At 58.7% G+C, this 22,208-nt stretch carries 25 protein-coding genes and 1 riboswitch; of the genes, 2 read left to right on the forward strand and 23 right to left on the reverse strand.

Annotated elements, in window-relative coordinates; all coding sequences use genetic code 11:
* Window positions 1–359: 359 nt before the first annotated feature.
* The 8 genes from G3578_RS13795 to G3578_RS13830 form a co-directional block, all read right to left on the reverse strand.
* Window positions 360–1,385, reverse strand: a complete 1,026-nt coding sequence (locus G3578_RS13795; protein WP_165213544.1) for an ABC transporter substrate-binding protein — start codon at window positions 1,383–1,385, stop codon at window positions 360–362.
* Window positions 1,386–1,403: 18 nt separating this feature from the next.
* Complete coding sequence (locus tag G3578_RS13800; protein ID WP_165213545.1) at window positions 1,404–2,171, reverse strand: ABC transporter permease; 768 nt, start codon at window positions 2,169–2,171, stop codon at window positions 1,404–1,406.
* The gene (locus G3578_RS13805) at window positions 2,168–2,953 is read right to left on the reverse strand and encodes an ABC transporter ATP-binding protein (RefSeq protein WP_165213546.1); all 786 of its coding nucleotides are present in this window, start codon (window positions 2,951–2,953) and stop codon (window positions 2,168–2,170) included. The genes G3578_RS13800 and G3578_RS13805 overlap by 4 nt, the downstream gene beginning before the upstream one ends.
* Window positions 2,950–3,618 (reverse strand): thiaminase II, encoded by a 669-nt coding sequence (tenA, locus tag G3578_RS13810; RefSeq protein WP_165213547.1) that lies wholly within the window; start codon window positions 3,616–3,618, stop codon window positions 2,950–2,952. Before tenA ends, G3578_RS13805 begins: the two co-directional genes overlap by 4 nt.
* On the reverse strand, window positions 3,619–4,392 hold the full coding sequence (locus G3578_RS13815; RefSeq protein WP_165213548.1) for a thiazole synthase: 774 nt from the start codon (window positions 4,390–4,392) through the stop codon (window positions 3,619–3,621).
* Window positions 4,393–4,397: 5 nt separating this feature from the next.
* Window positions 4,398–4,598: a sulfur carrier protein ThiS gene (gene thiS / locus G3578_RS13820; protein ID WP_165213549.1), complete on the reverse strand. Its 201-nt coding sequence runs from the start codon at window positions 4,596–4,598 to the stop codon at window positions 4,398–4,400.
* Between the two features lie 188 nt (window positions 4,599–4,786).
* Window positions 4,787–4,897: riboswitch (TPP riboswitch) on the reverse strand.
* 75 nt (window positions 4,898–4,972) lie between these two features.
* Window positions 4,973–5,362 (reverse strand): kinase-associated lipoprotein KapB, encoded by a 390-nt coding sequence (gene kapB, locus G3578_RS13825; protein WP_165213550.1) that lies wholly within the window; start codon window positions 5,360–5,362, stop codon window positions 4,973–4,975.
* Between the two features lie 18 nt (window positions 5,363–5,380).
* On the reverse strand, window positions 5,381–6,592 hold the full coding sequence (locus G3578_RS13830; protein ID WP_165213551.1) for an alanyl-tRNA editing protein: 1,212 nt from the start codon (window positions 6,590–6,592) through the stop codon (window positions 5,381–5,383).
* Between the two features lie 89 nt (window positions 6,593–6,681).
* Between G3578_RS13830 and G3578_RS13835 the strand changes: the two genes are divergently transcribed.
* On the forward strand, window positions 6,682–7,089 hold the full coding sequence (locus tag G3578_RS13835) for a DUF2203 domain-containing protein (protein WP_165213552.1): 408 nt from the start codon (window positions 6,682–6,684) through the stop codon (window positions 7,087–7,089).
* 8 nt (window positions 7,090–7,097) lie between these two features.
* On the opposite strand, the gene G3578_RS13840 is transcribed toward G3578_RS13835, so the two are convergent.
* The 8 genes from G3578_RS13840 to G3578_RS13875 form a co-directional block, all read right to left on the reverse strand.
* Window positions 7,098–7,325 carry an LbetaH domain-containing protein gene (locus tag G3578_RS13840; RefSeq protein WP_165213553.1) on the reverse strand — a complete coding sequence of 76 codons (228 nt, stop codon included), beginning with the start codon at window positions 7,323–7,325 and terminating at the stop codon, window positions 7,098–7,100.
* An 82-nt stretch (window positions 7,326–7,407) separates the two neighbouring features.
* On the reverse strand, window positions 7,408–8,691 hold the full coding sequence (locus tag G3578_RS13845; protein WP_165213554.1) for a glycoside hydrolase family 18 protein: 1,284 nt from the start codon (window positions 8,689–8,691) through the stop codon (window positions 7,408–7,410).
* Window positions 8,692–8,747: 56 nt separating this feature from the next.
* Window positions 8,748–9,068, reverse strand: coding sequence for a thioredoxin family protein (locus G3578_RS13850; protein WP_165213555.1), 321 nt, complete (start codon window positions 9,066–9,068; stop codon window positions 8,748–8,750).
* Between the two features lie 68 nt (window positions 9,069–9,136).
* Window positions 9,137–9,649 (reverse strand): ACT domain-containing protein, encoded by a 513-nt coding sequence (locus G3578_RS13855; RefSeq protein WP_165213556.1) that lies wholly within the window; start codon window positions 9,647–9,649, stop codon window positions 9,137–9,139.
* A 25-nt stretch (window positions 9,650–9,674) separates the two neighbouring features.
* A complete protein-coding gene (locus tag G3578_RS13860; protein ID WP_165213557.1) occupies window positions 9,675–9,998 on the reverse strand; it encodes a hypothetical protein in 324 nt (107 codons plus the stop codon).
* 22 nt (window positions 9,999–10,020) lie between these two features.
* On the reverse strand, window positions 10,021–11,133 hold the full coding sequence (gene mnmA, locus G3578_RS13865) for a tRNA 2-thiouridine(34) synthase MnmA (RefSeq protein WP_165213558.1): 1,113 nt from the start codon (window positions 11,131–11,133) through the stop codon (window positions 10,021–10,023).
* Between the two features lie 71 nt (window positions 11,134–11,204).
* Window positions 11,205–12,131, reverse strand: a complete 927-nt coding sequence (locus G3578_RS13870; RefSeq protein WP_165213559.1) for an aldo/keto reductase — start codon at window positions 12,129–12,131, stop codon at window positions 11,205–11,207.
* A 202-nt stretch (window positions 12,132–12,333) separates the two neighbouring features.
* Window positions 12,334–12,522 carry a hypothetical protein gene (locus G3578_RS13875; protein ID WP_165213560.1) on the reverse strand — a complete coding sequence of 63 codons (189 nt, stop codon included), beginning with the start codon at window positions 12,520–12,522 and terminating at the stop codon, window positions 12,334–12,336.
* 213 nt (window positions 12,523–12,735) lie between these two features.
* On the opposite strand from G3578_RS13875, the gene G3578_RS13880 reads away from it, so the two are divergent.
* Entirely contained in the window at window positions 12,736–12,972 is a 237-nt protein-coding gene (locus tag G3578_RS13880) for a hypothetical protein (protein ID WP_165213561.1), read from the forward strand.
* Here the strand turns inward: G3578_RS13880 and G3578_RS13885 are convergent.
* The 7 genes from G3578_RS13885 to G3578_RS13915 form a co-directional block, all read right to left on the reverse strand.
* The gene (locus tag G3578_RS13885; RefSeq protein ID WP_241254630.1) at window positions 12,954–14,594 is read right to left on the reverse strand and encodes an ABC transporter ATP-binding protein; all 1,641 of its coding nucleotides are present in this window, start codon (window positions 14,592–14,594) and stop codon (window positions 12,954–12,956) included. The two genes, G3578_RS13880 and G3578_RS13885, sit on opposite strands and share 19 nt — an antisense overlap.
* A 2-nt stretch (window positions 14,595–14,596) precedes the next feature.
* Window positions 14,597–15,487, reverse strand: coding sequence for a CbiQ family ECF transporter T component (locus tag G3578_RS13890; protein ID WP_165213563.1), 891 nt, complete (start codon window positions 15,485–15,487; stop codon window positions 14,597–14,599).
* Complete coding sequence (locus G3578_RS13895; RefSeq protein ID WP_165213564.1) at window positions 15,484–16,143, reverse strand: ECF transporter S component; 660 nt, start codon at window positions 16,141–16,143, stop codon at window positions 15,484–15,486. The genes G3578_RS13890 and G3578_RS13895 overlap by 4 nt, the downstream gene beginning before the upstream one ends.
* Window positions 16,140–17,186 carry a DUF4430 domain-containing protein gene (locus G3578_RS13900; protein WP_165213565.1) on the reverse strand — a complete coding sequence of 349 codons (1,047 nt, stop codon included), beginning with the start codon at window positions 17,184–17,186 and terminating at the stop codon, window positions 16,140–16,142. Before G3578_RS13900 ends, G3578_RS13895 begins: the two co-directional genes overlap by 4 nt.
* A gap of 14 nt (window positions 17,187–17,200) precedes the next feature.
* On the reverse strand, window positions 17,201–18,721 hold the full coding sequence (locus G3578_RS13905; protein ID WP_165213566.1) for an S-layer homology domain-containing protein: 1,521 nt from the start codon (window positions 18,719–18,721) through the stop codon (window positions 17,201–17,203).
* A gap of 70 nt (window positions 18,722–18,791) precedes the next feature.
* Window positions 18,792–20,831 (reverse strand): S-layer homology domain-containing protein, encoded by a 2,040-nt coding sequence (locus G3578_RS13910; protein WP_165213567.1) that lies wholly within the window; start codon window positions 20,829–20,831, stop codon window positions 18,792–18,794.
* Window positions 20,832–20,844: 13 nt separating this feature from the next.
* The gene (locus tag G3578_RS13915) at window positions 20,845–22,179 is read right to left on the reverse strand and encodes a prenyltransferase/squalene oxidase repeat-containing protein (protein WP_165213568.1); all 1,335 of its coding nucleotides are present in this window, start codon (window positions 22,177–22,179) and stop codon (window positions 20,845–20,847) included.
* Window positions 22,180–22,208: the final 29 nt, after the last annotated feature.

Genomic DNA, 22,208 nt, shown 5'->3' on the forward strand with positions numbered 1-22,208 from the left:
CCAAACCTTACAAAGTAGCAGTCATTGCATGTGCCAATAAACTTCTCCATCTCATCTACGCTATTCTGAAGAAAGGCGTTCCTTATCAAGAACAGACCGTATAACGATAACGGATAGGACTGATAACTAGATCCTTCCAACTGAATTTGGAAGGCTGGTTTGTTATACCCTTTTTAAAGTATACCACAAATAATGATGCTATTTAATTAATTTGGCTTGACAAGATATTAGCTGGTTCAGCGATGTGAGACTCACGCCCCCTGTGGCACCGCGTCTTCGTTTCTTCGCTGAGTCGGTCGTCAAAGGAGCTCGCTTGGCCCCATCACACCATGACTCAAATAGGCGTTTGTGTCGGTGCGTTATGGTACGTTTTTCATGACGGATTCGACTTTTACCTCGGTGGTGATCAGCTTTTCTTTCGTCATCCAGTCAATCAGCGTTTGCCACGACGCGGCGCTCTGGCTGCCGAACGGCTCGCTGCCCGCATCCATCAGCGGCAGGAGAATATCGAGACTCTTCTTCTCCACATCCGCATCCAGCGGGAACTCTGTGGCCTGTTTGGCTAGCAGGAGGTCAAGGGCCTTCTCCTTGTTCTTGGCCACGTATTCCTGACCCTTGGCTGCCGCGCGCATGAACGCCGCTAACGCTTCTTTTTTCTTGGCGAGCGTATCGTCGCTGGTAGCGAGAACCAGTTCATAGTAATCCGGAACCCCGTATTGGCGCGGATCGAACGCTTCTACCGCAATGCCGTTTTTCTCCAGAAGCAGCTTCTCGTGATTGATATAGCCGCCGACGACCGCATCCACCTTTTTGCCGGTCAAGGCGGGCACGATATCAAAGCCGATATCGGTAAACGCAACGCCGCTGTCATCGCCGCCGTTCGTCTTGATCATGGTCCGAACCATCGATTCATCAAGCGGGACGGCGGGATAGCCGATGTGCTTACCCGCCAGATCCTTGGGCGAATGAATGCCGCTATCCTTGCGCGCCATGATGACATTCAGCGGATGGCGGACCAATGCGGCGATGGAGACGACGGGCAGCCCCTCTGCGCGCGCCTGGACGATTTGCGGCTGGTAGCTGATGGCCGCGTCTACCTTGCCTGCAGCCGCCAGCTTGAGCGGATCATTGGCATCCGCAGGCATCTGCAGGGTAACCTTCAGATTTTCCTCTTTGAAGTAGCCTTGTTCCTCCGCCGCATAGAGGAACGAATGGACGGCATTGGGATACCAGTCCAGCGCGATTGTCAACTCCTGCGGCTCCGACGGTTTGGAGGGCTCGGTTTGCTGATTGGCGGGGGTGACCGGTGTGGAGCAGGCGGTCAAGCTACCAGCCAGCAGCAGGCTGAACAGCGAGAGGGTGATGCGTTTTCCATTCCATGACATGGTGCGATGCTCCTTTTCTTATTGGTTGTGCGTATGCCGATGTGCGAAACGTTTCTCGGCCCATGCAGCCAGCGCGAACAGCGCGATCCCCGCCAGCGAAAGCAGCAGAACCGACGCAAAGAGCGCGGGTGCCTGGAAGTTCCCCGCAGCCCGCCTGCCGAAATAGCCAAGGCCGCCGCTTGCTCCCAACCACTCGTCGATGGTTGCTCCCGACACGCTGAATGTGGCCGCCACCTTTAACCCGCTGAAGAAATGCGGCAGGCTGGCCGGGATCTGCAGCTTGAGGAAAATCTGGCGGCGGCTGGCCCCCATCGTCTTCAAGAGGGCGATCATGTCGGGATCAGCCGCCCGCAGGCCGTCGTACAGGCTGACGACGACGGGAAAAAAGGTGAACAGGATGGTAACGGCGATCTTGCCGGAGAGATCATAGCCGAACCACAGGATAAACACAGGAGAAAGCGCGATGATCGGGATGGTTTGCGAGATCACGATATAGGGATAAACGATGCGTTCCACCAGCCGGCTCATGTGCATCGCCATCGCCAAACCCGCCCCGAACAGGATGGAGAGAACGAGTCCGAGGACCACCTCGCGAAGGGTGACCCACAGATGGATGCCCAGCAGCTGTTCCCTCAGCTCCCACAGCGAAAGCAGCACGTCGCTTGGCCGGGGGAAGATAAACGGGGGCAGGGAGAACAGCCGGCAGACGCTTTCCCAGATCAGAAACAATAGCACCATTGAGATGCAGAACCAGCCGATGGTCCTGCCCTGTGCCCATCCTTTCATTGCGCCTGCCACCTCCCCTTCTCCCCGGACTGGGCTCTTCTCTCTTGCAGGATGCGCCAAATCTCTTCCCGCAGCGCAAGAAAAGCAGGATCATAGCGATGCTCTCCCCGGCGCGGGCGGGGAAGGAGAATCGGCACCTCGATCGCCTGCGTAAGCGGCGTCTGTGCGAGCACCAGCACCCGATCCGCCAGCAGAATCGCTTCGTCGATATCATGGGTGATCAGCATGATGGTCGTGCCCAGTCGCTCGCAAACCCCCAGCAGCCATTCCTGCATCTCCATGCGGGTGATGCCATCGAGCGCGCTGAACGGTTCATCCAGCAGCAGCAGGTCGTTGCCTGCCAGCACGGCCCGCAGCAGCGACACGCGCTGCCGCATGCCGCCGGAGAGCTGATCCGGATACGCATGCTCCCATCCTTTCAGTCCGAATGCCGGCAGCAGCTCCATCACCCTCTCCGTGGAGGCGTGTTTGTCCACACCTTTGATCTCCAGCGGCAGCGCTGCGTTTTCGGCAACCGTCCGCCATGGCATCAGCAGATCTTTTTGCGGCATGTAGCCCACTTTCCCGAGCAGCGTCCGCTCTTTTTCCCCGTTGAGGCTGATGGTGCCCGCCGTGGGAGCGAGCAGCCCGGTTGCCAGCTGAAACAGGGTGCTTTTGCCGACCCCGCTCGGTCCGATCAGGCTGACGAACTCCCCCTGTCCGATCTGCAGGGAAAAATGCTGCACGATCGGCTTCTCCCCATAGGAAAAGCTCACGTCGGCAAAAGAGAGCTTGCTTTTCAAGGCCACAGCTCCCCCCGATAGGCCATTTCCCAAAACTGGTATTCCATCCGGGTGGTTGTCAGGAAATGCTTTTCATACAGGGCAAGTTCCCGCTCGTTTTTCCCCGCCGCGAGATCGTCCATCAGCCCGATCAGCCACTTCGCCAGTTCGCCGAACTCCTCGGAAGAGTAAGTGGTCACCCATTCTCCGTAGAGCGGATGGTTTGTGGCTCCCTCGATGCGGGACAGCGCCTTGCCGATTTCCCAATAGCTCCACATGCAGGGCAGGAGGGCGCTCACCAGCTCGGCCAGCGAGCCCTGATAGGCAACCTTCAGCATGTAGCTGGTATAGGCCAGCGTGGCAAAAGCCGGTTCGGTCTCTTCCAGCTGATCGTCCGTGATGCCAAACTTCCGGGCATACTGCCGGTGAAGAGACATTTCCGCATTCAGCGTTGCCTCCTGCAGCGCGGCGAATTTGGCGCCGGTCGCCAGGTCATACGCCTTGGCGCTGGCGATGGCAAAAAGTTTGGCATAGTCGATCAGAAACAGGTAATCCTGCCGCATGTAAAAGGCGAACTTCTCTTTCGGCAGGCTGCCATCCCCCAGGCCTTGCACAAAGGGATGGCGATGGATCTCTTCCCAGATGGGCGCGACGGCTGTGCGCAAGCGTTCTGTAAAACGGCTCATCTATTCGATCATCCCTTCCGCGGGACTGCTGGCAGAGGCGTAGCGCTTTTTGGGAATCCGGCCGGCCAGGAATCCTTTGCGCCCCGCCATGACCGCGTATTTCATCGCTTCCGCCATCAGCACGGGATCGTCCGCCTGCGCGACCGCCGTATTCAACAGGACGCCGTCCGCCCCCAGCTCCATCGCCTTGGCGGCATCGGCGGGAGAACCGATGCCGGCATCGACGATCACCGGTACGGTAGCCTCCTCGATAATGAAACGGATGTTGTTTTCATTGAGGATTCCCTGACCGGAGCCGATGGGGGACGCCCCCGGCATAACCGCGTGAACCCCTACCTCCTGCAGGCGTTTGGCCAGGATCGGATCATCGTTGGTATAGGTGAGCACGATAAAGCCTTCCTCCACCAGCTGCTTCGACGCTTCCAGCGTGCCGATCGGATCGGGCAGCAGCGTCCTGGCATCCCCGATCACCTCTACCTTGATCATGTCGCAGAGGCCGGATGCACGGGCGAGCCGGGCGATGCGCACCGCCTCCTGTGCCGTGTACGCCCCCGCCGTGTTGGGCAGCAGGGTAAATCTTTTCAAATCAAGGCGCTCCAGGAAATTGGGCGCGTCGGGATTCTCCAGATCGAGACGGCGGATGGCAAATGTCAGAATCTCCGTCTCGGAAATCTCAACCGCACGGCTTTGCACATCCAGGTCGTCAAATTTTCCGGTCCCCAACAGCAGGCGGGACCGAAACTCATACGGTCCGATTTTTAATGTGTCGCTCATGTGATTCATCCCCCTCCAACAAAATGAACGATTTCGATGCGATCGCCGTCTGCTACCGGCGTCGATTCGTACCGGGAGCGATCCACAATCTCTCCGTTATGCTCCACGACGACGATCTTGTTCTGCAGCTGATAATGGTCGAGCAGATCGCCCAGGGTCGCCACATGATCGAGCGACACCTGTTTGCCGTTGACCCGCAGATTCATCCGCATCCTCCTTCCCCGAAGAAAAAAAGCTTCCTTTCATCCCCGGGCCCTGCACAGGAATGAAAGGAAGCCGTTCCAAAACGGACGGTCTCCACAAAAAAACCATCCGCCTTCGGATGGTTCGTTTGCACATCAGCCGTGAATCGCACGGCTGCCGCCTAAGCCGCAAACCGCCTCTTCCGTTCACGCTAACTGCCAATACCTCTTCCTCCGCTGGCATGACCCAGTTCAGGTTCCACGGTTAGTAACACATTCGTTACAATCTCAGCCGACTATGCTCGGCTCCCGTTTGGTATGGACTATCAAGTTGTTCGTCTCTTACACTAACACGACCGCAGTGCTTTGTAAATAGGGAAGTTCGCGGCGGAGGAAGTTTACGGTCCGCCGAAATAATCTTTCTCCAGCTGCCTGTATTCCTCCAGGGCTCGCTGTGACCATCTGATCGTTCTCTCCAGAACATGGATCTCCGCCAGTAGCGCCGCTTGCAGCGAGTCCCGGTATGCGGGGATCTCCCCGTGATACGGCTTCAGCTCCGCCAGCATCACTACGATCTTTTCCTGGTAGGACAAGGCGCGCCGCTGGTGAAAAAGGGGGACGTCCACTTCCATGGGATGGTGCAGGTCGCCCTGGGCCGGATGCTTGCGGACAGCGAGGATTTTGACGACCGACTTGGGCGGGTTGACCTCCACCACTTCGGCAATGTACTGGCCGGTTTTGTAGGTGGTGACGACGCGGTCACCGACTTGGACCGTCTGTGTGTGCATGCGTGCAACTCCTTTCTGTCACGGTGTGATCCTGGTGAGCAGACTCTCTTTTATCTGTGTCAACAAGTCCTCCGGCGAAGGGCCTCCGGTGCCCCCGCCCTGCGCCATCGCCGGATTGCCGCCGCCCTTGCCGTCAATCAGCGGCAGCGCCTCCCGCAACAGCTCGTTCATCGGGAGGCTGACCGCCTCGCCGCGCGCGAAAACCAGCTGGGTCTTGGGGCCGGATGAGACAAGCAGGGCGATGGCGGTGGGGTCCAGCGCGACCATGCGCTGCGCGAGCTTTTGCATGTCCGGAAGCGGACGCTCCGCCAAGGCGACGGCAGCCAGACGCAGCCCGCCGATCGTCTCGGCCTCCCGCATCCGCTCCCTGGCCTCCGCTTCCAGCAGCTTCTGATTGGCTTCCTGCAGGGCGCGTTCGGTCTCCTTGCGCTCCAGTTGCAGGCGGGCGACGGCGTCCGGCAGCTCCGCTTCCGAACTGCTGAGAAGACGGCCGAGCTGCTTCAGGACGCGGTGTTTATGCCACAGCTCGCGGGCCGTCCGCCCACCACAGATGAATGCGACACGCACATTTCCTTTCATGCGCTCCCAGTCGAGAATCTGGATCGGTCCGATCTCTCCCGTCTGTTTGGGATGCGTGCCGCCGCACGGATTGTAATCGAAGCCTTCAATCGTTACGATCCGGATGTTTTCCGTCACGGCAGGCGGCTTGCGCAGGGGCAGCCGGGCAAGCTCCACGGGATCCACGAAGCGGGCGATGATGGGCCGATTTTCAAACACGATGCGGTTGGCCAGTTCGACCGCCTGCACCGCCATTTCTTCCGTCACTTCCTCCACGGCCAGATCAATGGTGACCCGCTCCCGTCCGAGATGGAAGCCGACGGTTTGCGCATCGAACAATTCCGCAAATGCGGCCGACAGGATATGCTGTCCCGCATGCTGCTGCATATGATCGAACCGGCGCTGCCAGTCGATGCTGCCTGCTGCCGTGGTTGTCCCGGGCGGGAACGGACGGCTCAGCCGATGGCGAACGGTGCTGTCCACCTCTTCCACCTGGATCACCTCGATCCCGTTCAGGGTGCCAGTATCGCACGGCTGCCCGCCGCCCGTCGGATAAAACGCGGTCCGATCCAGCACGATATAAGGGGTGCCGTCTTCTTCGCTGCCCTGATAGATGACGTTCGCTTCAAACGTTTGTATGTACGGGTCCGTATAATACAATCTGTCTTTCATAAGCCATAAGCGCTCCTCATTGTTTGGCTTGTCCGGTCTTACCGTCTGCCTCCCTTTTGCCGTATAATGACAGGCAGGAGGTGCAGTCGATGGAAAAAAAGTATTTTACCCTGGAGGAAGCGAACCAACTCCTGCCAGTGGTTCAGACGGAACTGACCTATCTGCAAAGCATGAAAAAGGAATTTTTTGAGAAATATCAAGAACTTCAACACGTCAAAAAGCGCATGGCCTATCATACCTCTCCGGATGCTGCGCTGCACGATGCCGTCTTTACGCTTGAATGCGAGCTCGATTTCCTCGATATCGAAGCGCGCCTGCGGTTGAAGCAATTGTACGAGCGCGGCATCCAGATCAAAGATATCGATAGCGGACTGGTTGATTTTCCGGCGATGCTCGATGGGGCCGAAGTGCTCTGGTGCTGGAAGCAGGGGGAAGCGCAAATCACCCACTATCATGGTGTGAATGAGGGATTTGCCGGCCGCAAGCAGATCAAATGAAACCGCTGCTACCCCAACAGCTCCCGCAGTTTCGCGTCTCTTGCCGCGCGCTCTTCAGGGGCAGCCAGATCATATTTTTTCAGCAAGTGAAACAGTTCGTTCAGCCTCTCTTGGGACAACGGTTGATCCAGCAGCTGGTCCAAGCGGTTCTCCAACTCGTCCGGCAGATACGCCCGCTGGTCCGCCAGCTTCTTCCGCACGTCTTCTTGGCTGTGATCCAGTTTGCAGTCGCCCATTCCCGATTCCTCCTCCTGTCTCTTTCCCTCATCATACCATTTGGCATGCCGATGAAAAAGTCTCCCGGGGAGGGGAGACTTTTTATCGCTTGACCACATCGAAGTTATCTTCAATCAGGAGCCAGTTTTGCGGAAAGGACAAGCCGAGCTTCCAGTAGCTGACCCCGCGCAGGCCCAGTTCCTTGACCAAATCGAATTTGGCCTGGATGGAGCGGGCGTCCTCAAACCATACCCGATGCTGTCTGCCTGCGTCGTCCACATAATTGAAAAACGGCGCCTGGGCCCGGTCATCATACTGGATCGCCACGTTCTCCCGTCTGGCGATATCGATGGCGGTTTGCGGGCTGATCGCCCGGGCGGTTGTCCCTCGCCGGTACGGAAGCGTCCAGACATAGCCGTAAAGATTCTGCCCCATCATGATCTTCTCCGCTGGGATTTCCGAAATGGCGTACTCCAGGACCCGGCGGACCGGTCCGATGGGCGATACGGGCATGGGCGGACCGCCGCTGTAGCCCCATTCATAGGTCATGATCACGACGAAGTCCGCAATTTGTCCATGCGCCCGGTAATCATGGGCGGTATACCATTCGCCGCGCTGTTCCGCGCTTGTCTTTGGGGCGAGCGCGGTGGAGATCAGGTAGCCGGCGGCATGGATCCGGTCTGCGGCCTTGCGCAGAAAGCGGTTGTAAGCCTCTCGGTCTGCCGGGTCGACGCGTTCGATGTCGAAATGGATGTCGCGGAATCCGAGACGGCGCGCCGTCGCCATGATGTTGTCCAGCAGCCGGTCCTGCAGCGCTTCATCGGTGAGAATGACATGGGCCAGCTCCGTACTGAACTGCCCTCCCTCGATGTTGGTCACCACCAGCATCATCGTGACGCCGTTTTGGCCGGCGATCGAGGCAAAGTCATCCAGGTTGGGAGGGGCAAGCGTACCGTCCCGGTTGATCTGAAAGCTGAACGGAGCCAGGTAGGTCAGATGCGGCGCCGCATTTCTCGTCGACTGGCGCAGGGCCGGTGTGACCACGTTTCCGATCGGCTCCACGTAGGCATTGAACTCCCCTCTCCGCCTCGGGCGTGGCGGCACATAAAGCCGCGTCCCTACCTGCAAAGGCTGCGTCAGCGGGATGCGGTTGATCCGGGCAAGCTCCGCCGCGCTCATCCCGAACCTTCTGGCAATGGTGTACAAACTGTCCCCGGGCTGCACGAACACATACCTCCCGACGATCGGGATCACCAGCGCCTGCCCGACCACCAGATTCCCGGGAGCTGACAGTTCATTGGCCCGGATCAGTTCGCTCTCCGTGGTATTGTATGCCTGCGCGATCCCGAACAAGCTCTGGCCCGGCCGAACTACGTGTATCTGCATGATGCTCCTCCTCGGTATTTGCGTCTCTTGTTACTCTTGTATTCACCGGGGAGAAGTTAGGTGTTTGTCTGGGTGAGCGCTTTAAGAAAGCGGTACAGATGCTCGACCGAATGCATGGCATATCTGCGCTCCGCGGGCCGCCCTTCCCGAAACAGCAGCAGGCAGGGAACGCTGGTGATGCGCCACCTTTCCGCAAGAACCGGCGCCCTGTTCAGGTTGATGCTCACCAGCGAAAGCTGCGGCAGCATCGCTTCCACGACGGCCAGCATCCGGGCCGCCCATTTGCACGTGCCGCAGAAGGGGGTGTACAACAAAAGGGCAAACGTCCGCCGGTCCGCCAACCACGCATCCAACTCCGTCAGCGATACGTCTTCCATGCCCGATACCTCCTCCCTCAGAATTCCAGCCAGCCAAAAAAAGCCGCCCCGCAACCGGGACAGCTTCCTTACCGCAACGAAATCACCCGTGTGATCTGGGGAAGATGCTCGAGGGCTTCCACCACATCCGCCGAAATCTCTTCATCGGTCAGCGAGATCAAGAGGGCGTTCCTGCCTTTTTGCTCGCGGGCGACATTCAGCTTGGAGATATTGATGCGATTTTCCGCCAAGATGCGGGAGACATCGTAGATCACGCCGGGATAATCGATATGATCGACCACGACGCCGTTGGCTTCCGGCGTGATGCGGCACGGGCAGTAATTGATCTCGCTGATATACGTCTCCCGATAATCCCGGGCAAAGGTGTACTTGTTGCCATTCACCTTCAAGGTGGCCAGATGGTTGGTATATTCACCGGAACTGGCCTGCACAGCAACATTCTCCCCCAACCCTTCCAGCAGGGCGCGGGTGATGTCATCCCGGTTTTCATGGGAGAGAATCGTCAGCGTCGCCCCCTCCAACCGCGCCTCAAAGCGATGGATCAGTCTGCCCAAGGAGCGAAGTCCCGCCGTATCCGTCATGTCCATACACCTCCAGGGTTGTTGTTCAGTCGAATTTCCACGCGGGAGCTTCCCGGACAATCGAAGACTGGTTAAGGGCGCGGTACCAGGCTGTCATGGTTTTTCCATTCTTGTGATACGTGATTTTGTAGATGGTATTGCCTTTTCCGCTTCTGTCAAACGGGCTTTGGTCAGGGGGGACGACTTCAATCTGCTCGATCGTTCCCCCTCTTGCGGCTATCATCTCTCGTATCTCTTGGACCTGTTCCTGATTGGCTTCTCTCGAACTGACATAAGAGATCATGGCGATCACCATCGGTACCAGCAGGCAGGCCAGCACGACGATTTTTGACTTTTTGGCAGCATCCACGCTTGCTTCCCATCCTTCTGCTTTACTTGGCCGCAACTGCCTGCGTCACCTTGTCAATGGTTCCGCCGCCCAGGCATTCATCGCCCCTGTATAGAACGACGGCTTGGCCGGGGGTGACGGCTTTTTGTGGCTGGTCAAACAGCACTTCCGCCCGTCCGCCGTCGAGCAGGCGCACCGTTACGCCCTGATCGGGCTGACGATAGCGGAATTTGGCCGTACAGGTGAATTCGCTCGGCATCGGACGGTCGCTGATCCAGCTGACATCGGTGGCGATCAGACCGGTGGAGTAGAGTCGGGGATGATCCGCCCCCTCTGCCACAATCAGCACATTGCGCTCCAGGTCTTTCTCCACGACAAACCATGGCTGACCGCTCTTGCCGTAGCCTCCCCCAATGCCTAATCCCTGCCGCTGCCCCAGCGTATAATACATGAGACCATCGTGACGTCCGATCACGTCGCCATCCACCGTCTCGATATCCCCGGGTTTGGCGGGCAGGTAGTTTTGCAGGAATTCGCGGAAGTTGCGTTCGCCGATGAAGCAGATGCCGGTGCTGTCTTTCTTTTTCGCGGTGGCAAGCCCCGCCTTTTCCGCAATCGCCCGCACTTCCTGCTTCTGCAGATGACCGATGGGAAACATGGCTTTCGACAGCTGCGCCTGGCTCAATTGATTGAGAAAATAGGTTTGGTCCTTGTTGGGATCGGCCCCGCGCAGCAGCTTGTACTCGCCGTCCTGCATCTCCACCCGCGCGTAATGGCCCGTGGCAATGTAATCGGCTCCGAGATCAAGCGCTTTCGACAGGAATTCGCCGAACTTGATCTCCCGGTTGCACATCACATCCGGATTGGGGGTGCGTCCTTTGCGGTATTCGTCCAAGAAATACTGGAACACCTTCTCCATATATTCTCGTTCAAAGTTGACGGTATAGTAAGGGATGCCGATCTGATCACACACGCGCCGCACGTCCTGGAAATCGTCCTCGGCCGTGCAGTGGCCGAATTCGTCGGTATCATCCCAGTTTTTCATAAAAATCCCGATCACGTCATATCCCTGCTGCTTCAAGAGATAGGCAGTTACGGAAGAATCGACGCCACCGGACATGCCGACTACCACACGCGTCTCTTCTGGTCGTTTCATCGCTAGCTCCTCTTTCCTTTGAAAATCTTCTTGCCTATCCAGCTTACCACGTTTTGCGCCAAGAAGCGAATCTACAAGTGCAGGCGTGCCTGCGGATGATCGTCTCGGACCAGATCGAGTTCAGCGGCTTTGGCATTGGCCTCTACCTGTGCGACATCCTTGCAGCCGGGAATCACGCAGGTGACGGCAGGATGTGCCAGACACCACGCCAATGCCCACTGAGCCATGTCGACTCCTTCCGGCACTTCGGTGCGTTTGATTTCCTCCACGCGCCGCAATTTCTCCAGCGTTTGGGCCTGGTTGTGATGATGGCGCACATCATTTTCCGCGAAGGTTGCGCCGGGCTTGTACTTGCCGGACAGATAGCCGCTCGCGAGCGGGACGCGCGCCAGCACGCCCAGATTCTGTCTGATGCAGGAAGGGAAGACGCGCTCTTCCGGCGTTTGGTCCAGGCGGTTGTAGACCACCTGAATGGCCTCGGCTCCCACGCGGGTCGCAGCATCCGTCTGATGCAGGTTGTCGTTGAAGCCGATCGAGATGCCGAGATGACGAATCTTGCCGGCTTGTTTCTGTTTGTCCAGCATGGTCCACAGCTCGTCCTGATCGAAATATTCGTCGCTGCCGGAGTGGAATTGATACAAATCGATATAATCGGTTTGCAGGGCCCGCAGCGAATCCTCCAGCTGATCAAGAACCTCCTGGGCGGACCAGTGGTTGGTGCGGTTGCGATAGCCATGGAACTTGTGACCAAACTTGGTGGCGACAATCCACTCGGTTCGCTCCCGCTTGATCGCATGGCCGATCATTTGTTCCGACAGATGGTCGCCATAACATTCTGCGGTATCGATCAGATTGATGCCGAGCTCCTTCGCGCGGCCGATGATTTGATCCACTTCGGGCTGGGAGAAGCTTTTTCCCCACTCGCCGCCAAACTGCCAGGTGCCGATGCCGATGACGGAAACCGTCAGATTGGTTTTGCCAAGGGTACGGTATTTCATCACTGCTCTCCCCTTTCTCGATATGAGAAAACCCCGGCGACTAAAGCGAACGCTCTGCCCACGTTGCACCGAACGGGGGCCCTTGCTGGTGTCGGCGGGGGCCTCCAACCTTTCTTGCTTCGCATTCCTATAAAAACCCTGCCTGTCAGCTCCGGCAGGCCATGGCATGGATGAACAAGGATGGACTTCTTCTGAGGAAGCCTTACTGATCGTTTCCAAAGCGTGCGTAGACAAAGAAAAGCACGTACGTAAAGATTCCCAGATACAACAGCGTGTCCCATGCGGTGAGGACCTGCTCTTCATACAGCATGCCGAGGCACATGGAAACGGACCGGATCAGGGTGTACCCGATGGCAAACTTTAAAAAGAAGGTCAGCCACTGCTGCAGCACGAACGTTTCCTCTCCTTCGGCAGGGGATGATGGTTTTCAGCAGGAACCATCGACCAAAAGTGTCTGCTTCTGCTTATTATACTATGACACCCCTGAGGTTTTCACCAAGAAAACCAGCCGAACTGCCTTTTTATACAGCGCTGCCCTCCTGGAAAAAGGGCGGATCCGGTATAATGGAAGACAGCGAGATCAGTCACAAACGGGGTGGATGGCATGTCTTCACTCGATTTGCTGGAACGAAAATTATTGCGGCTGCTGGTCGAAACGGATCAGGTCCGCTTGAAACGGCGGCTGTTGCCGACGCGTCGCTCCCTTGCCGGCGATGCCCGGCTGACCGACAAGGAAAAGCGTGAACTGGTCAGCCTGTTTCTGCGCCGGATGGAATCCCTCCCCCCGGCGAAGCGGCAGGAGGTTATGGACCTGCTGCGACTCTATGAAGAACAGCCGTGATGATTCCGAAGCAGCTTGCAGACCTGCGGCATGTAATAGAACGATTGGGCAAACACCGCTTCCGGCCGATCGTCCGCCACGATCTCTCCCCGATACAGAATGGAGACGCGATTGGCGTAGGCAGCCGCAAATTCGACGTCATGGGTAATCACCAGCGTGGCCTGTACCGGCAGGGCGCGCAGCAGCCGGATCAGCCCTTCCTTTTCGCCCTGATCCAGCCCGCGAGTCGGCTCATCCAGCAGAAGCAGCTGGGGTCGGGTGGCGAGCACGATGGCCAATGCCAGGCGCTGACGTTCCCCTCCGCTCAGGTCGTGCGGATGGCGGTGGCGGTAGCGGCCGAGATGCAAGCTCTCCAGCAGCTCCTCCTGCCAGGCAGCATTCCCTTTCGCAGCGAAGGAGAGTTCTTCTTCCACCGTATCGTGCAGAAAATAATCATTCGGGTTTTGGGAGAGATACCCGACGCGGCTGCTCCCTCCTTCCCAGAACCGCTCCTCCACCTTTTCCCCCTGCCAATAGAGGGAGCCTTTTCGCAGCGGCACCGCTCCGGCGCATACTTTGGCCAACGTGCTTTTTCCCGCGCCGTTCTCCCCCAGAAGCGCGATCTGGTCCCCGGGATAGATCGCGTAGCTGATGTCGGTCAGAACCATGTTGTTTTCATAACCGGCATGCCCCCCCTGCAAACGCAGCAGCGGTTCGCTTTCTTTCTCCGCCTTCGCCTTCCGGAAGAAGGAGGTGAACTGTTCAAGCATCCTCCCTTTGGCCGGTGGAACCGGCTGCACCCGGCTCCCGACAGCCGGTGGCAGCGAGCCGCAGAGCTGCGCCCGCGCTTCCTTGACCGTCAGCGGCACCTTTGCCGTGTCTCCATGGACCAAGGCGTAGCGGGAGACCGGCGGCAAAAACAGCTGCCAGGCGGCATGGTCCCGCGCCCGCGCGGCGAACTGGCGCGGACTGCCGTTGAATACCACCTTTCCTTCCTGAAACAGCAGGATGCGGTCTGCAAGATGGAAGCAGCGATCCAGACGATGCTCGCTCATGATGACCGTCATGCCCCACTCTTCGTTCAGGCGCCTGACGGCATGCAGCAGTTCTTCGGCATGCACCGGGTCAAGCTGGGAGGTGGGTTCGTCCAGCAGCAGCGCCTGCGGATGAAGGGCTAGCACGCTGGCAAGCGCCACTCGTTGTTTTTCTCCGCCGCTGAGCGTGGACGTTTGCTTGGACAAGAACGCTCCCAAGCCGAAAAGGTGGCTCACCTCCGCCAGACGGCTTTTGATCTGGTCGGGCGGCATCGCCACATTTTCCAATCCGAAGGCCAGCTCCCGCTCCACCGATTCCATCACCAGCTGACGTTCCGGATCCTGCTGCACAAAGCCGATGGCCGCTACGATCTCCCGGTGCGACAAGGCGGAAAGCGCTTTTCCCTGAAAACGGATCTCTCCCGCGATGGAACCGCCGTAAAAGCGGGGCACCAGGCCGTTCAAGGCGCGCAGGAACGTGGATTTGCCGCTCCCGCTCCCGCCCAGGACCAGCACAAATTCGCCCGCCTCGATCTCCAGGGTAACATCAGCCACGGCAGGATGCGCCGACTCCGGGTATTGATAGGTGAGACCTTTGCATGCAAACATCTTCACTGTGTCTGCCTCCTTAACAGCCAATAGAGCGGCAAAATCCAAACGACCGACAATCCGGCCAGAAAAAGGAGATCGCCCACCGGATCATGCCACATCATCCGCGGATAAAATTGAAACCGCCCGAAGTCAAAGCCGAGGGCGAACCCCGCAAACACCGGAATGAACAGGACAAGCAGCAAACCCATGATTTCGTCTCCCGTGATGCGGGAGCGTTTGTAGACGGTGCGCGGCCCGCTCCCGAACCCGCGGACATACAAGGTTTCGGCCGTCAACCAAGCGCCTTCCAGGGCGGACAGGAGGAGCGGCCGGAACAAAAACAGCCGGTGAACCAGCCGGTCCCGCCAGGCGTCGCTTTTCGGGAGAATCCCCCGCAGCCGCATCGTCTCCTGGATTCTCGCCATCTCTTGTTCCAGGAAGGGAAACAGGCGAATGGCGAGAACCGCTGTCAGGACGAAGCGGGGCATCCATGCGGAGAATGTCAGCATCAACCGGTCATGATCGATGAAGCGCTGGTACATGACGGAGAGCAGCACCAGGATGGACAGGCGCAGCATACTCATCCCTGCGTATCCCAGCTCTTCTGCCGTCAGATCCAGCCGTCCGATCAACGGGGTGATCGGCCCTTTCCAGAGAAAGGTGACGCCGTTGCTCGCACACAAGGGGTTGATCAGCAGAAAGACCAGCGCGATCCACCAGCCATACCTGAAATAGGACGGCAGATCGACAAAGATTCTCTCCCTCTTGGCCCACAGGATGAGAAAGAGAAGCTGTCCCCCGATCAACAGCGGATTCTCCCAGAAGAAGACGAGCGCTCCGTGCACAAGCAGTAGCAGGCAGACGACCACGGGGTGGATCTTGCGCCAGCGGGAATCGGTCGGAGCGATCATGGTTTCTCCTCCTCAACGGACAACCGGGCGATGAGCAGCTTGCGGTGATAACGGCTCAACGTTTTCGCAAACCCGGGCGCCAGCAGGAAGGCAAAGAGAAAATTGCCCACGGCATGGGCCGTGTCAAAGGCAAATCCCCGGATATAGACGGCCAGAAAGGCCCCCCATGTCACCGAGCCCCCCTGACTGAGAAACACCCACAGATTCATGATCCAGCCAAACAGATATCCCCACAGCAGACAAACGATCGCAAAGAGCCAGCGCTTCGAACGCGTGGCCAACAGCACGGTGCCGGGACCCTTTGCCTCGATCAGGACGCGCAGCACCCCCGCACTGGCACCGGAGAGTCCCCAGGCGATCATCTGCCAGAGCGTCCACGGCCCCTGCCCCAGATAGAAGTTGGAAAAGAGCGCCGCTGTCACACCTGCCAGAAAGCCCGTTCGCATGCCAAACACATACCCGCTGATCATCACGAGAAACGTGGTCGGCTGTACGTTGGGTATGGGCGCAAACAGGATCCGGCCCACAGCGGCCAGCGTTCCAAGGGTGGCGGTTACGGCGATCAGCCGTTCATCCGTTCTTCCTTTTTCGTACAGGAACAGCAGCAGGAAAAACAGCAGCAGCAGTACGGCCAGGAGAAGCGCGGCGATATTCACGGAGCCCCACCCGCGCCGCTCGGAAGGGGAAGAGGGATCGTGTCGTTTCCGTTCACGATCAGGCCATAATGTCCCCGCACCCGGTCATCCGGTTGGCCTGCACGCTCCTGGTTCAGTACCTGTACAACCTGATCCACGCCTTCCGCGCCTACGCCCGCCGCGATCCACAGCGGCAGCCGGAACTCGGGATGGACGGTGGCCAGGAGCGCCCCCGCCCCCTTTTGATCATACAGGCGGCCCGCCTTCCCCTGTTCGTCATATGCCTGGATCCCTCTGTCGCTCAGATCGGCAAACAGGCCGGAAGTCGCCTTCTCTTTCCAGAGCGCTTGCAGGAACGGAGAGGCAGCCAGCTGTTTGGCTTCCCCGATAACAAGCAGCGCCTTTTCCTGCCGAAACGCGGACTCGTCCCATGCGATCACCTGCGGCGCTTTGCCAGTCAGTTTTTTCAGCATTTCGGCAACCTGCCTTGCCTTCCCGTCATAGCCGTCCTCCGCCATGATCGCGATCTCTGCGCCGGCCTTCCCCGCCATCTGCACAAACGGCTGCGGATAAGCCCCCACCTGGGCGGGCGCAGCGGCGGCGAAGCTCCAGTCATGGTAATCCCACCAGACGACATCCCCCGGGGCAAGCGCATATTCGGCGGCGCCGATGTCCGCCATCAGGCCGTTCACCGAGTAAAACCAATCCAGCTTCCGGCTCTTCTCGTCTCCCGGCCGGTAGGCGGAAGCGAGCCCCTGGATCGATTCCACAAAGCCGCCGCCGTAAGCCGTTTTCACCTCTCCGCCGTGCCGCTTCAGGATATCCATCACGGTATCGCCGGGCTCCAGCGGCACCCGTTGAACCGTCAGCGTCTGTGCGCCAAAGTCCCGGGTAATCCAGAGCTGGACAGCAGGACCGCTCTGCGCGGCAGGCTTGTTGGCCCCCTCGGACATTTGCGGAGAGTCCGGCTGTTGATGGGACAAGCGGTACTGCAGCATCCCGAAGCCAATCCCGCCGATGAGCACCACGGCCAGGACAAGCAACAGCCAATCCTTACGTTTCATCCTTCATCACCTCGTCATCGCACATGCAGCATCCGGTAAAACATCACGGCCGCTTCCGCACGGGTCACCGCTGCCTTGGCCGTAAACTGCTTCGTTGCGGTTCCGCCCAACAAGCGACGTCTCTGCAGGTCTTCCACGCTTGCCTTGGCCCAGGGACTGACCGTCTTCCCATTCACGCTCACGCCGGGGCCTGGGAATGTTTTGTTCCAGCCATAGCGTTTCAGCACGCGCGACACGATGGTCGCCATCTCTTCCTGCGTGATGCCCTCATGCGGACGGAATCGGCCGCCGCTGCCCTGCATCAGCCCGAGCGCAGCCGCTTTCTCCACGATCGGTGCCGTCCAATCGGTTGCGGACACATCCCGGAACAGCCCCTGCGCCCGCGTATTCGGCTCCTCCCCGAGGATGCGCAGCAGCAGGGCGGCGAACTGGGCCCGCGTCACCCGGCTTTCCGGCTGCATCAGCGTGGAGGTCATCCCCTGCATGTAGCCATTTTTTACCAGATAGGCCATTTCCGCATACGCCCAGTAGGAGGGGGGCAGATCTGCCAGCCTCGCCACTTTGCGGGCACCGCTTTTTTCCCTAAGAAATGTAAGATACGCACCTCCCCGCTTCAGATCGCTCAGCGCCAGCAGGGCCTGGGCGGTCGCGATCTGGTTGGCGCTGCCGCCGCGGGTGTGGGCAAATGCGCCTGCAGCAGTTTGAAAACCGAGCAGGTTGTCGGTCACGCTGCCGGCCCCTTTTTTCCAGTTCTCCGGCTGTTCTCCCCAGGCCAGCAGGGCGGAAATCACCGTGGCGGCCGACTCCGCGTTGGGGATGCCTCCTTCCTGATAGCCGCCATTGGCGGTTTGCGCCTTGCGCAGAAAATCGAGAGCCTTTTTCACCGGCTGCTCTTCTTTCCCCATGCCCAGCGCTTTGAACGCAACCAGCGTCATGGCCGTCATATCGATGCCCCCCGTCCGGCCGTCCGTCGCAAACTGATAGCCGCCATCCGGCAGCTGCTTGGATACCAGCCAGGCTTTCGCCTGCTTGGCGCGCGGGATCTGTTCTCCCGCAGCATACAGCGCGATCAGGCTCCATACATGGGCATTGATCAGACTCTGCCCCTGCCCGTCAATCCGGTCGGCGAACTTGCCGTTGGCCAACTGCGCCTTTTTCAGACGGGCGATCATATTTTCTCCTCCCACATTGGCAGGATCTTCCCCGAGGGCGAGCACCGTCAGCACGAAACGTGCATAGTCGGTCGTTTTCCGGGGGTCCAGGGTCTGCAGGCGCCGCTTCAGTTCGGCCTGCCACTTCGACCGGTCCCCCCATTTGGCAGACGGCAGCGCTTCCCCGGACAGAACCAGCCCGATCAGCGACCAATCGTCGATCGCGGCTTCTTTTCCGCTCTCATACCTGCTGTGCAGATAGGCTACGGCCTTGCCGGCAGCCGTGTTGATCTGGGAGGGTGTGGCCGCCAGTGCGCCGGGGTGAAAGGACGTAACCAGCATCACAAACGTCAAGAAAACGGCCCAACATGCCTTTCGCTTCATTGGAAAACCACCTCCGCCATACTGTAGGTATATGCGCGCAAAAAGGGAAAAGTAGGCAGAGAACCTCCGCCTACTTGCCTTGTGTTTGAACATTTCTCCAAAAACGGTACAGAACGGCTGCCGCCTCCGCCCGGGTGATCACCGCTTGCGGATCAAAACGGCCATCGGCTCTGCCCAGCATCCATCCGTGGGACGTACACAGGGCGACCGCCTCCCGGTCCAGTTCCGGAATCATCTGCAAGTCGGTGAAGCGAAGCGGCTCAATGCTCCCGCCTCCACCGTACGCCTGCGCCAGCCGAGAAGCGATCTCCAGCCGGCTGATGCCTGCGCCGTCATCCCGCTGCTCGCCCACGGCTTCTTTTTCGCTGATCCGGGCAAGCATGGCGGCAAATTCCTGGCGTGTCACGGTATCGGTCAGCCCGAATCGGAGAGGGGATTTGCCTTTCACGACACCGACAGCGGCAAGCGCCTGGACGGGCTCCCTGGCCCAAGCGTATCCGGCCGGCGCATCCAGCACATCCTGGAACGATGCCTGCGCGGACATCACCACCATGTCTCCAGGGGTCTCAACCACCGCTTTCGCCTTCTCCTCCTCGATGGTGACGAGGGGCGTCGCGGCCTGCCAGCCTGCCTGCCCGCCTGTCCGCACATACAGGCTCGGCCATCCGCCCTCCTCCGGCACACCTGTCAGCGGCCAGTTGATCTGATAAGCCACCGCTCCCGCCATGCTGCTCTCCAATCGATAGGAGGCCGTCAGTGGCTGCAGCGTGCCGGTCCAGCCGTTCCTGATCTCCTCCACCTGTGCGGTCTGTTCCTGATCATCATAGAATTGCACCGTCAGCTGGAAGGGATCGGCCCCGATGGTGAGCGGCTGCTTCAGCAACAGGTCCGTGCGCCAATTGCCTCTGGCGATCCCGAGCCGCGCGCCCGCTTGCCGCATCGCTTCCCACGCTTCCCGGTCCACCAGGATTTGGTATTTCGTCGTCTCCTGGTCCGACGGCAGTCCGATCAGGAGCGTCGGTTTCAGCTCCTTTAGCAGCGGCTTGTACAGGGTAGAGCTCTCCAGCATCTCCTGCAGCTTTTCCTGAAATTCCGCCTGGGCCGCCAGCAGTTTCTTGGCGTCTTCGCCGGGAAGCTCGATCACTCTTGTCGTTTCCCAACTCTCCTTTTTGGGAACGGCGAAGGTGGCGGCCCGCTCGCATGCGGCTTGCAGAAACAGGCCGACATCGGCCACGAAACCGCGCTGTTTTTCGATGCTGTATTCGGCGAGATCAAAAAACAGATCTTCGGCGATGCGTGCAATCGTCTCTACATCTTCCGCAAAGGTGAGCTGGTTCAACGCTTTTTCCACATTGACCGCGTCTTTGTTGGAAACCCGGTAGGCGATCCTGTCCTGTCCGCTTCCGTCACCGATTTCCGTATTGCCGTAATCGGAGGTGTAGAGCCATTCCACATCGTCGCCGTCTTCCAGCACGTAGCGGTCGACTGGCGCCTGAGGACCCACGCCATTTACCTTGTATACCCAGCCGCTGCCGGGTCCTTTGTCAAATTCCGCCAGTCCGGCGATGCTCTTGACGTAGAGATCATGACCATCGCCGTCGGGATCGGAAACCTCCACGTCCAACTCGTTTTCTTCCGCTGCATAAACCAGCAGGTCGTATACCGATGAACCCTTTTTGATGCTCCAGCCCGACTTGGCGAGGATCTCTTCCTTGTCGAATCCCTCGATCCGCAAGGTGACGCCAATCTTCTTCTCCTCACCATTTTCTGCCTTCAGCGAGAAGGTATCGCTCACCGGGGTACGGGAATAAAGGGTGGCCACCGCCTTGCCGTTCGAGGCGGTTTCTGCCGGTTGGAACTGGATGCGGAAGGAGGCGCCTCCGCCTGCCACATCCTGAAAATAGACGGTCTGCCCCTGGGCATCCACGACGAGCAGCGCCACCTTGGGCGGATCATCCGCCCCCGTATGACCGCTGATGGTCACGGTGCTGCCGGATTGTTCCGCCTCAAGGGCGGCATCGGCCTGCGCGGCAATCCCGCTCACCGGGGGCATGGTGCATGTTGTCAACAGCAGGAGTACGGCAAGCCATTTACCCAAACGTTTCCACATATGGATCCCCTGTCTACTTGACCGTTACGGAGAAGATGGCTCCGTCTTTTGCCACTTCCGGATTGTTCGCGAGGCCATACCAGTAGTTCACTTCAACGGTGTAGGTACCGCGCGCCAGCGTGAACCCGGCCGTCACGTACTCCGCATCAGCAGATTTCGTTTCCACGATGCCGGTATCCACCACCTGCTTGCCTTTCATCACTTTGACCAGAACGGCAAGCGGCTTTTCCTCATCAGCAATCCCGCTCACCTCTGCCCGTACAAACAGCTGCTTGCTGGCGATGGTGTATGTGTTCTTGGACGGCTTCACCTCTTTGCCTTTCAGCAGGTTGGTCATCCCGTCAAACACATGGATATCCTCGGAAGCCTCTCCTTTGGAAAGATAAACGGTCAGCGCAGCCTTCTCCTTGTTGGTCAAACGCTCGTACAGGGTGGTTCCTTTCCGGATGGTTGCCAGGGAGATAAGCCCCTTTTCCGTCGTCATGGCGCTGGTCTCCCCGTTGGACCAGGCGCTTTGAAAGCTGCCGTCCTCCAGCTGGTTGCTCAGAACATACTCCACGCTTTTGTCCCAGGGAGCCTTCAACACGTCTTCCCCCACACTGGTCAAGGCGGTCAGCGCCTCCATGGTGGAGTCGGGGTTGTCGGCGATCGATCCGTCCGCTTTCCGCTCCTTCTCCAAGCGGTCGAGTATCTTTTCCTTCTCTTCCTCCACCCCGTCGATATCCCCCAGGAGATTCAACGCATGCAGCGTAAACGCGATATCGTCGGTATAGGTGCCCCATTCCTCGGAGAAGTCGTCATACCGTTTCAGCAGGAATTCGGCCGCTTCCTCACGGTCGTAGTCGTAGCCGTACATCTCCAGGGCCACGATGGACAGGACGTGGTTGAAAATGGTATACGTGTCGTCGCCCATCCGGCCGTTGGCATCCTGTCTTTTGACGATCTCTTCCAGCAGATTCTTGCCGTTGAAGTTGGTCGGGTCGTACCCGTTCTTCATCAAGGCAATGGCCAGTTTGGCAAATTGACCCGCTTCATCCAGCTCTTTGGCTTTCGTTGCCCAAAAATCGAAGGCGGTCAGATCATCCTTATCCTGCCATTTGCGGGAATCCAGCTTTTCGCCTGCCTGCGCAAGGCCGATCAGCTCCCAGTCAAAATCGGCAAACTGGTAGGCGCCATCCTCGTCATAGTAGTATTTCACGGCGTTCTGCATGGCCGTGTAAACTTTCTTTTCCAAATCTTTCGACGAAGCGGCTGCCGTAGGCTGAACCGAGACGACAGATGAAAACAGCAGCACGAACAGCAGCAGCCACGCCATCAGACGGCTGCCATGCTTGGTGTAGATTGACATCCCCATCTTCCTCTCCGAAATAAGAATGA

The sequence above is a fragment of the Brevibacillus sp. SYP-B805 genome, from assembly GCF_011059135.1.
GTDB lineage: Bacteria > Bacillota > Bacilli > Brevibacillales > Brevibacillaceae > Brevibacillus_F.

Bases quoted from the DNA above. Each gene is read 5' to 3' on its own strand.
- G3578_RS13870 (WP_165213559.1), bottom strand. From the start codon at position 12,131: ATGAAATACCGTACCCTTGGCAAAACCAATCTGACGGTTTCCGTCATC.
- kapB (WP_165213550.1), bottom strand. From the start codon at position 5,362: ATGCACACACAGACGGTCCAAGTCGGTGACCGCGTCGTCACCACCTAC.
- G3578_RS13855 (WP_165213556.1), bottom strand. From the start codon at position 9,649: ATGACGGATACGGCGGGACTTCGCTCCTTGGGCAGACTGATCCATCGC.
- G3578_RS13795 (WP_165213544.1), bottom strand. From the start codon at position 1,385: ATGTCATGGAATGGAAAACGCATCACCCTCTCGCTGTTCAGCCTGCTG.
- G3578_RS13910 (WP_165213567.1), bottom strand. From the start codon at position 20,831: ATGTGGAAACGTTTGGGTAAATGGCTTGCCGTACTCCTGCTGTTGACA.
- mnmA (WP_165213558.1), bottom strand. From the start codon at position 11,133: ATGAAACGACCAGAAGAGACGCGTGTGGTAGTCGGCATGTCCGGTGGC.
- G3578_RS13885 (WP_241254630.1), bottom strand. From the start codon at position 14,594: ATGTTTGCATGCAAAGGTCTCACCTATCAATACCCGGAGTCGGCGCAT.
- G3578_RS13880 (WP_165213561.1), top strand. From the start codon at position 12,736: ATGTCTTCACTCGATTTGCTGGAACGAAAATTATTGCGGCTGCTGGTC.
- G3578_RS13800 (WP_165213545.1), bottom strand. From the start codon at position 2,171: ATGAAAGGATGGGCACAGGGCAGGACCATCGGCTGGTTCTGCATCTCA.
- G3578_RS13850 (WP_165213555.1), bottom strand. From the start codon at position 9,068: ATGGAAGACGTATCGCTGACGGAGTTGGATGCGTGGTTGGCGGACCGG.
- G3578_RS13845 (WP_165213554.1), bottom strand. From the start codon at position 8,691: ATGCAGATACACGTAGTTCGGCCGGGCCAGAGCTTGTTCGGGATCGCG.
- G3578_RS13915 (WP_165213568.1), bottom strand. From the start codon at position 22,179: ATGTCAATCTACACCAAGCATGGCAGCCGTCTGATGGCGTGGCTGCTG.
- G3578_RS13905 (WP_165213566.1), bottom strand. From the start codon at position 18,721: ATGAAGCGAAAGGCATGTTGGGCCGTTTTCTTGACGTTTGTGATGCTG.
- tenA (WP_165213547.1), bottom strand. From the start codon at position 3,618: ATGAGCCGTTTTACAGAACGCTTGCGCACAGCCGTCGCGCCCATCTGG.
- thiS (WP_165213549.1), bottom strand. From the start codon at position 4,598: ATGAATCTGCGGGTCAACGGCAAACAGGTGTCGCTCGATCATGTGGCG.
- G3578_RS13815 (WP_165213548.1), bottom strand. From the start codon at position 4,392: ATGAGCGACACATTAAAAATCGGACCGTATGAGTTTCGGTCCCGCCTG.
- G3578_RS13890 (WP_165213563.1), bottom strand. From the start codon at position 15,487: ATGATCGCTCCGACCGATTCCCGCTGGCGCAAGATCCACCCCGTGGTC.
- G3578_RS13830 (WP_165213551.1), bottom strand. From the start codon at position 6,592: ATGAAAGACAGATTGTATTATACGGACCCGTACATACAAACGTTTGAA.
- G3578_RS13840 (WP_165213553.1), bottom strand. From the start codon at position 7,325: ATGGGCGACTGCAAACTGGATCACAGCCAAGAAGACGTGCGGAAGAAG.
- G3578_RS13900 (WP_165213565.1), bottom strand. From the start codon at position 17,186: ATGAAACGTAAGGATTGGCTGTTGCTTGTCCTGGCCGTGGTGCTCATC.
- G3578_RS13835 (WP_165213552.1), top strand. From the start codon at position 6,682: ATGGAAAAAAAGTATTTTACCCTGGAGGAAGCGAACCAACTCCTGCCA.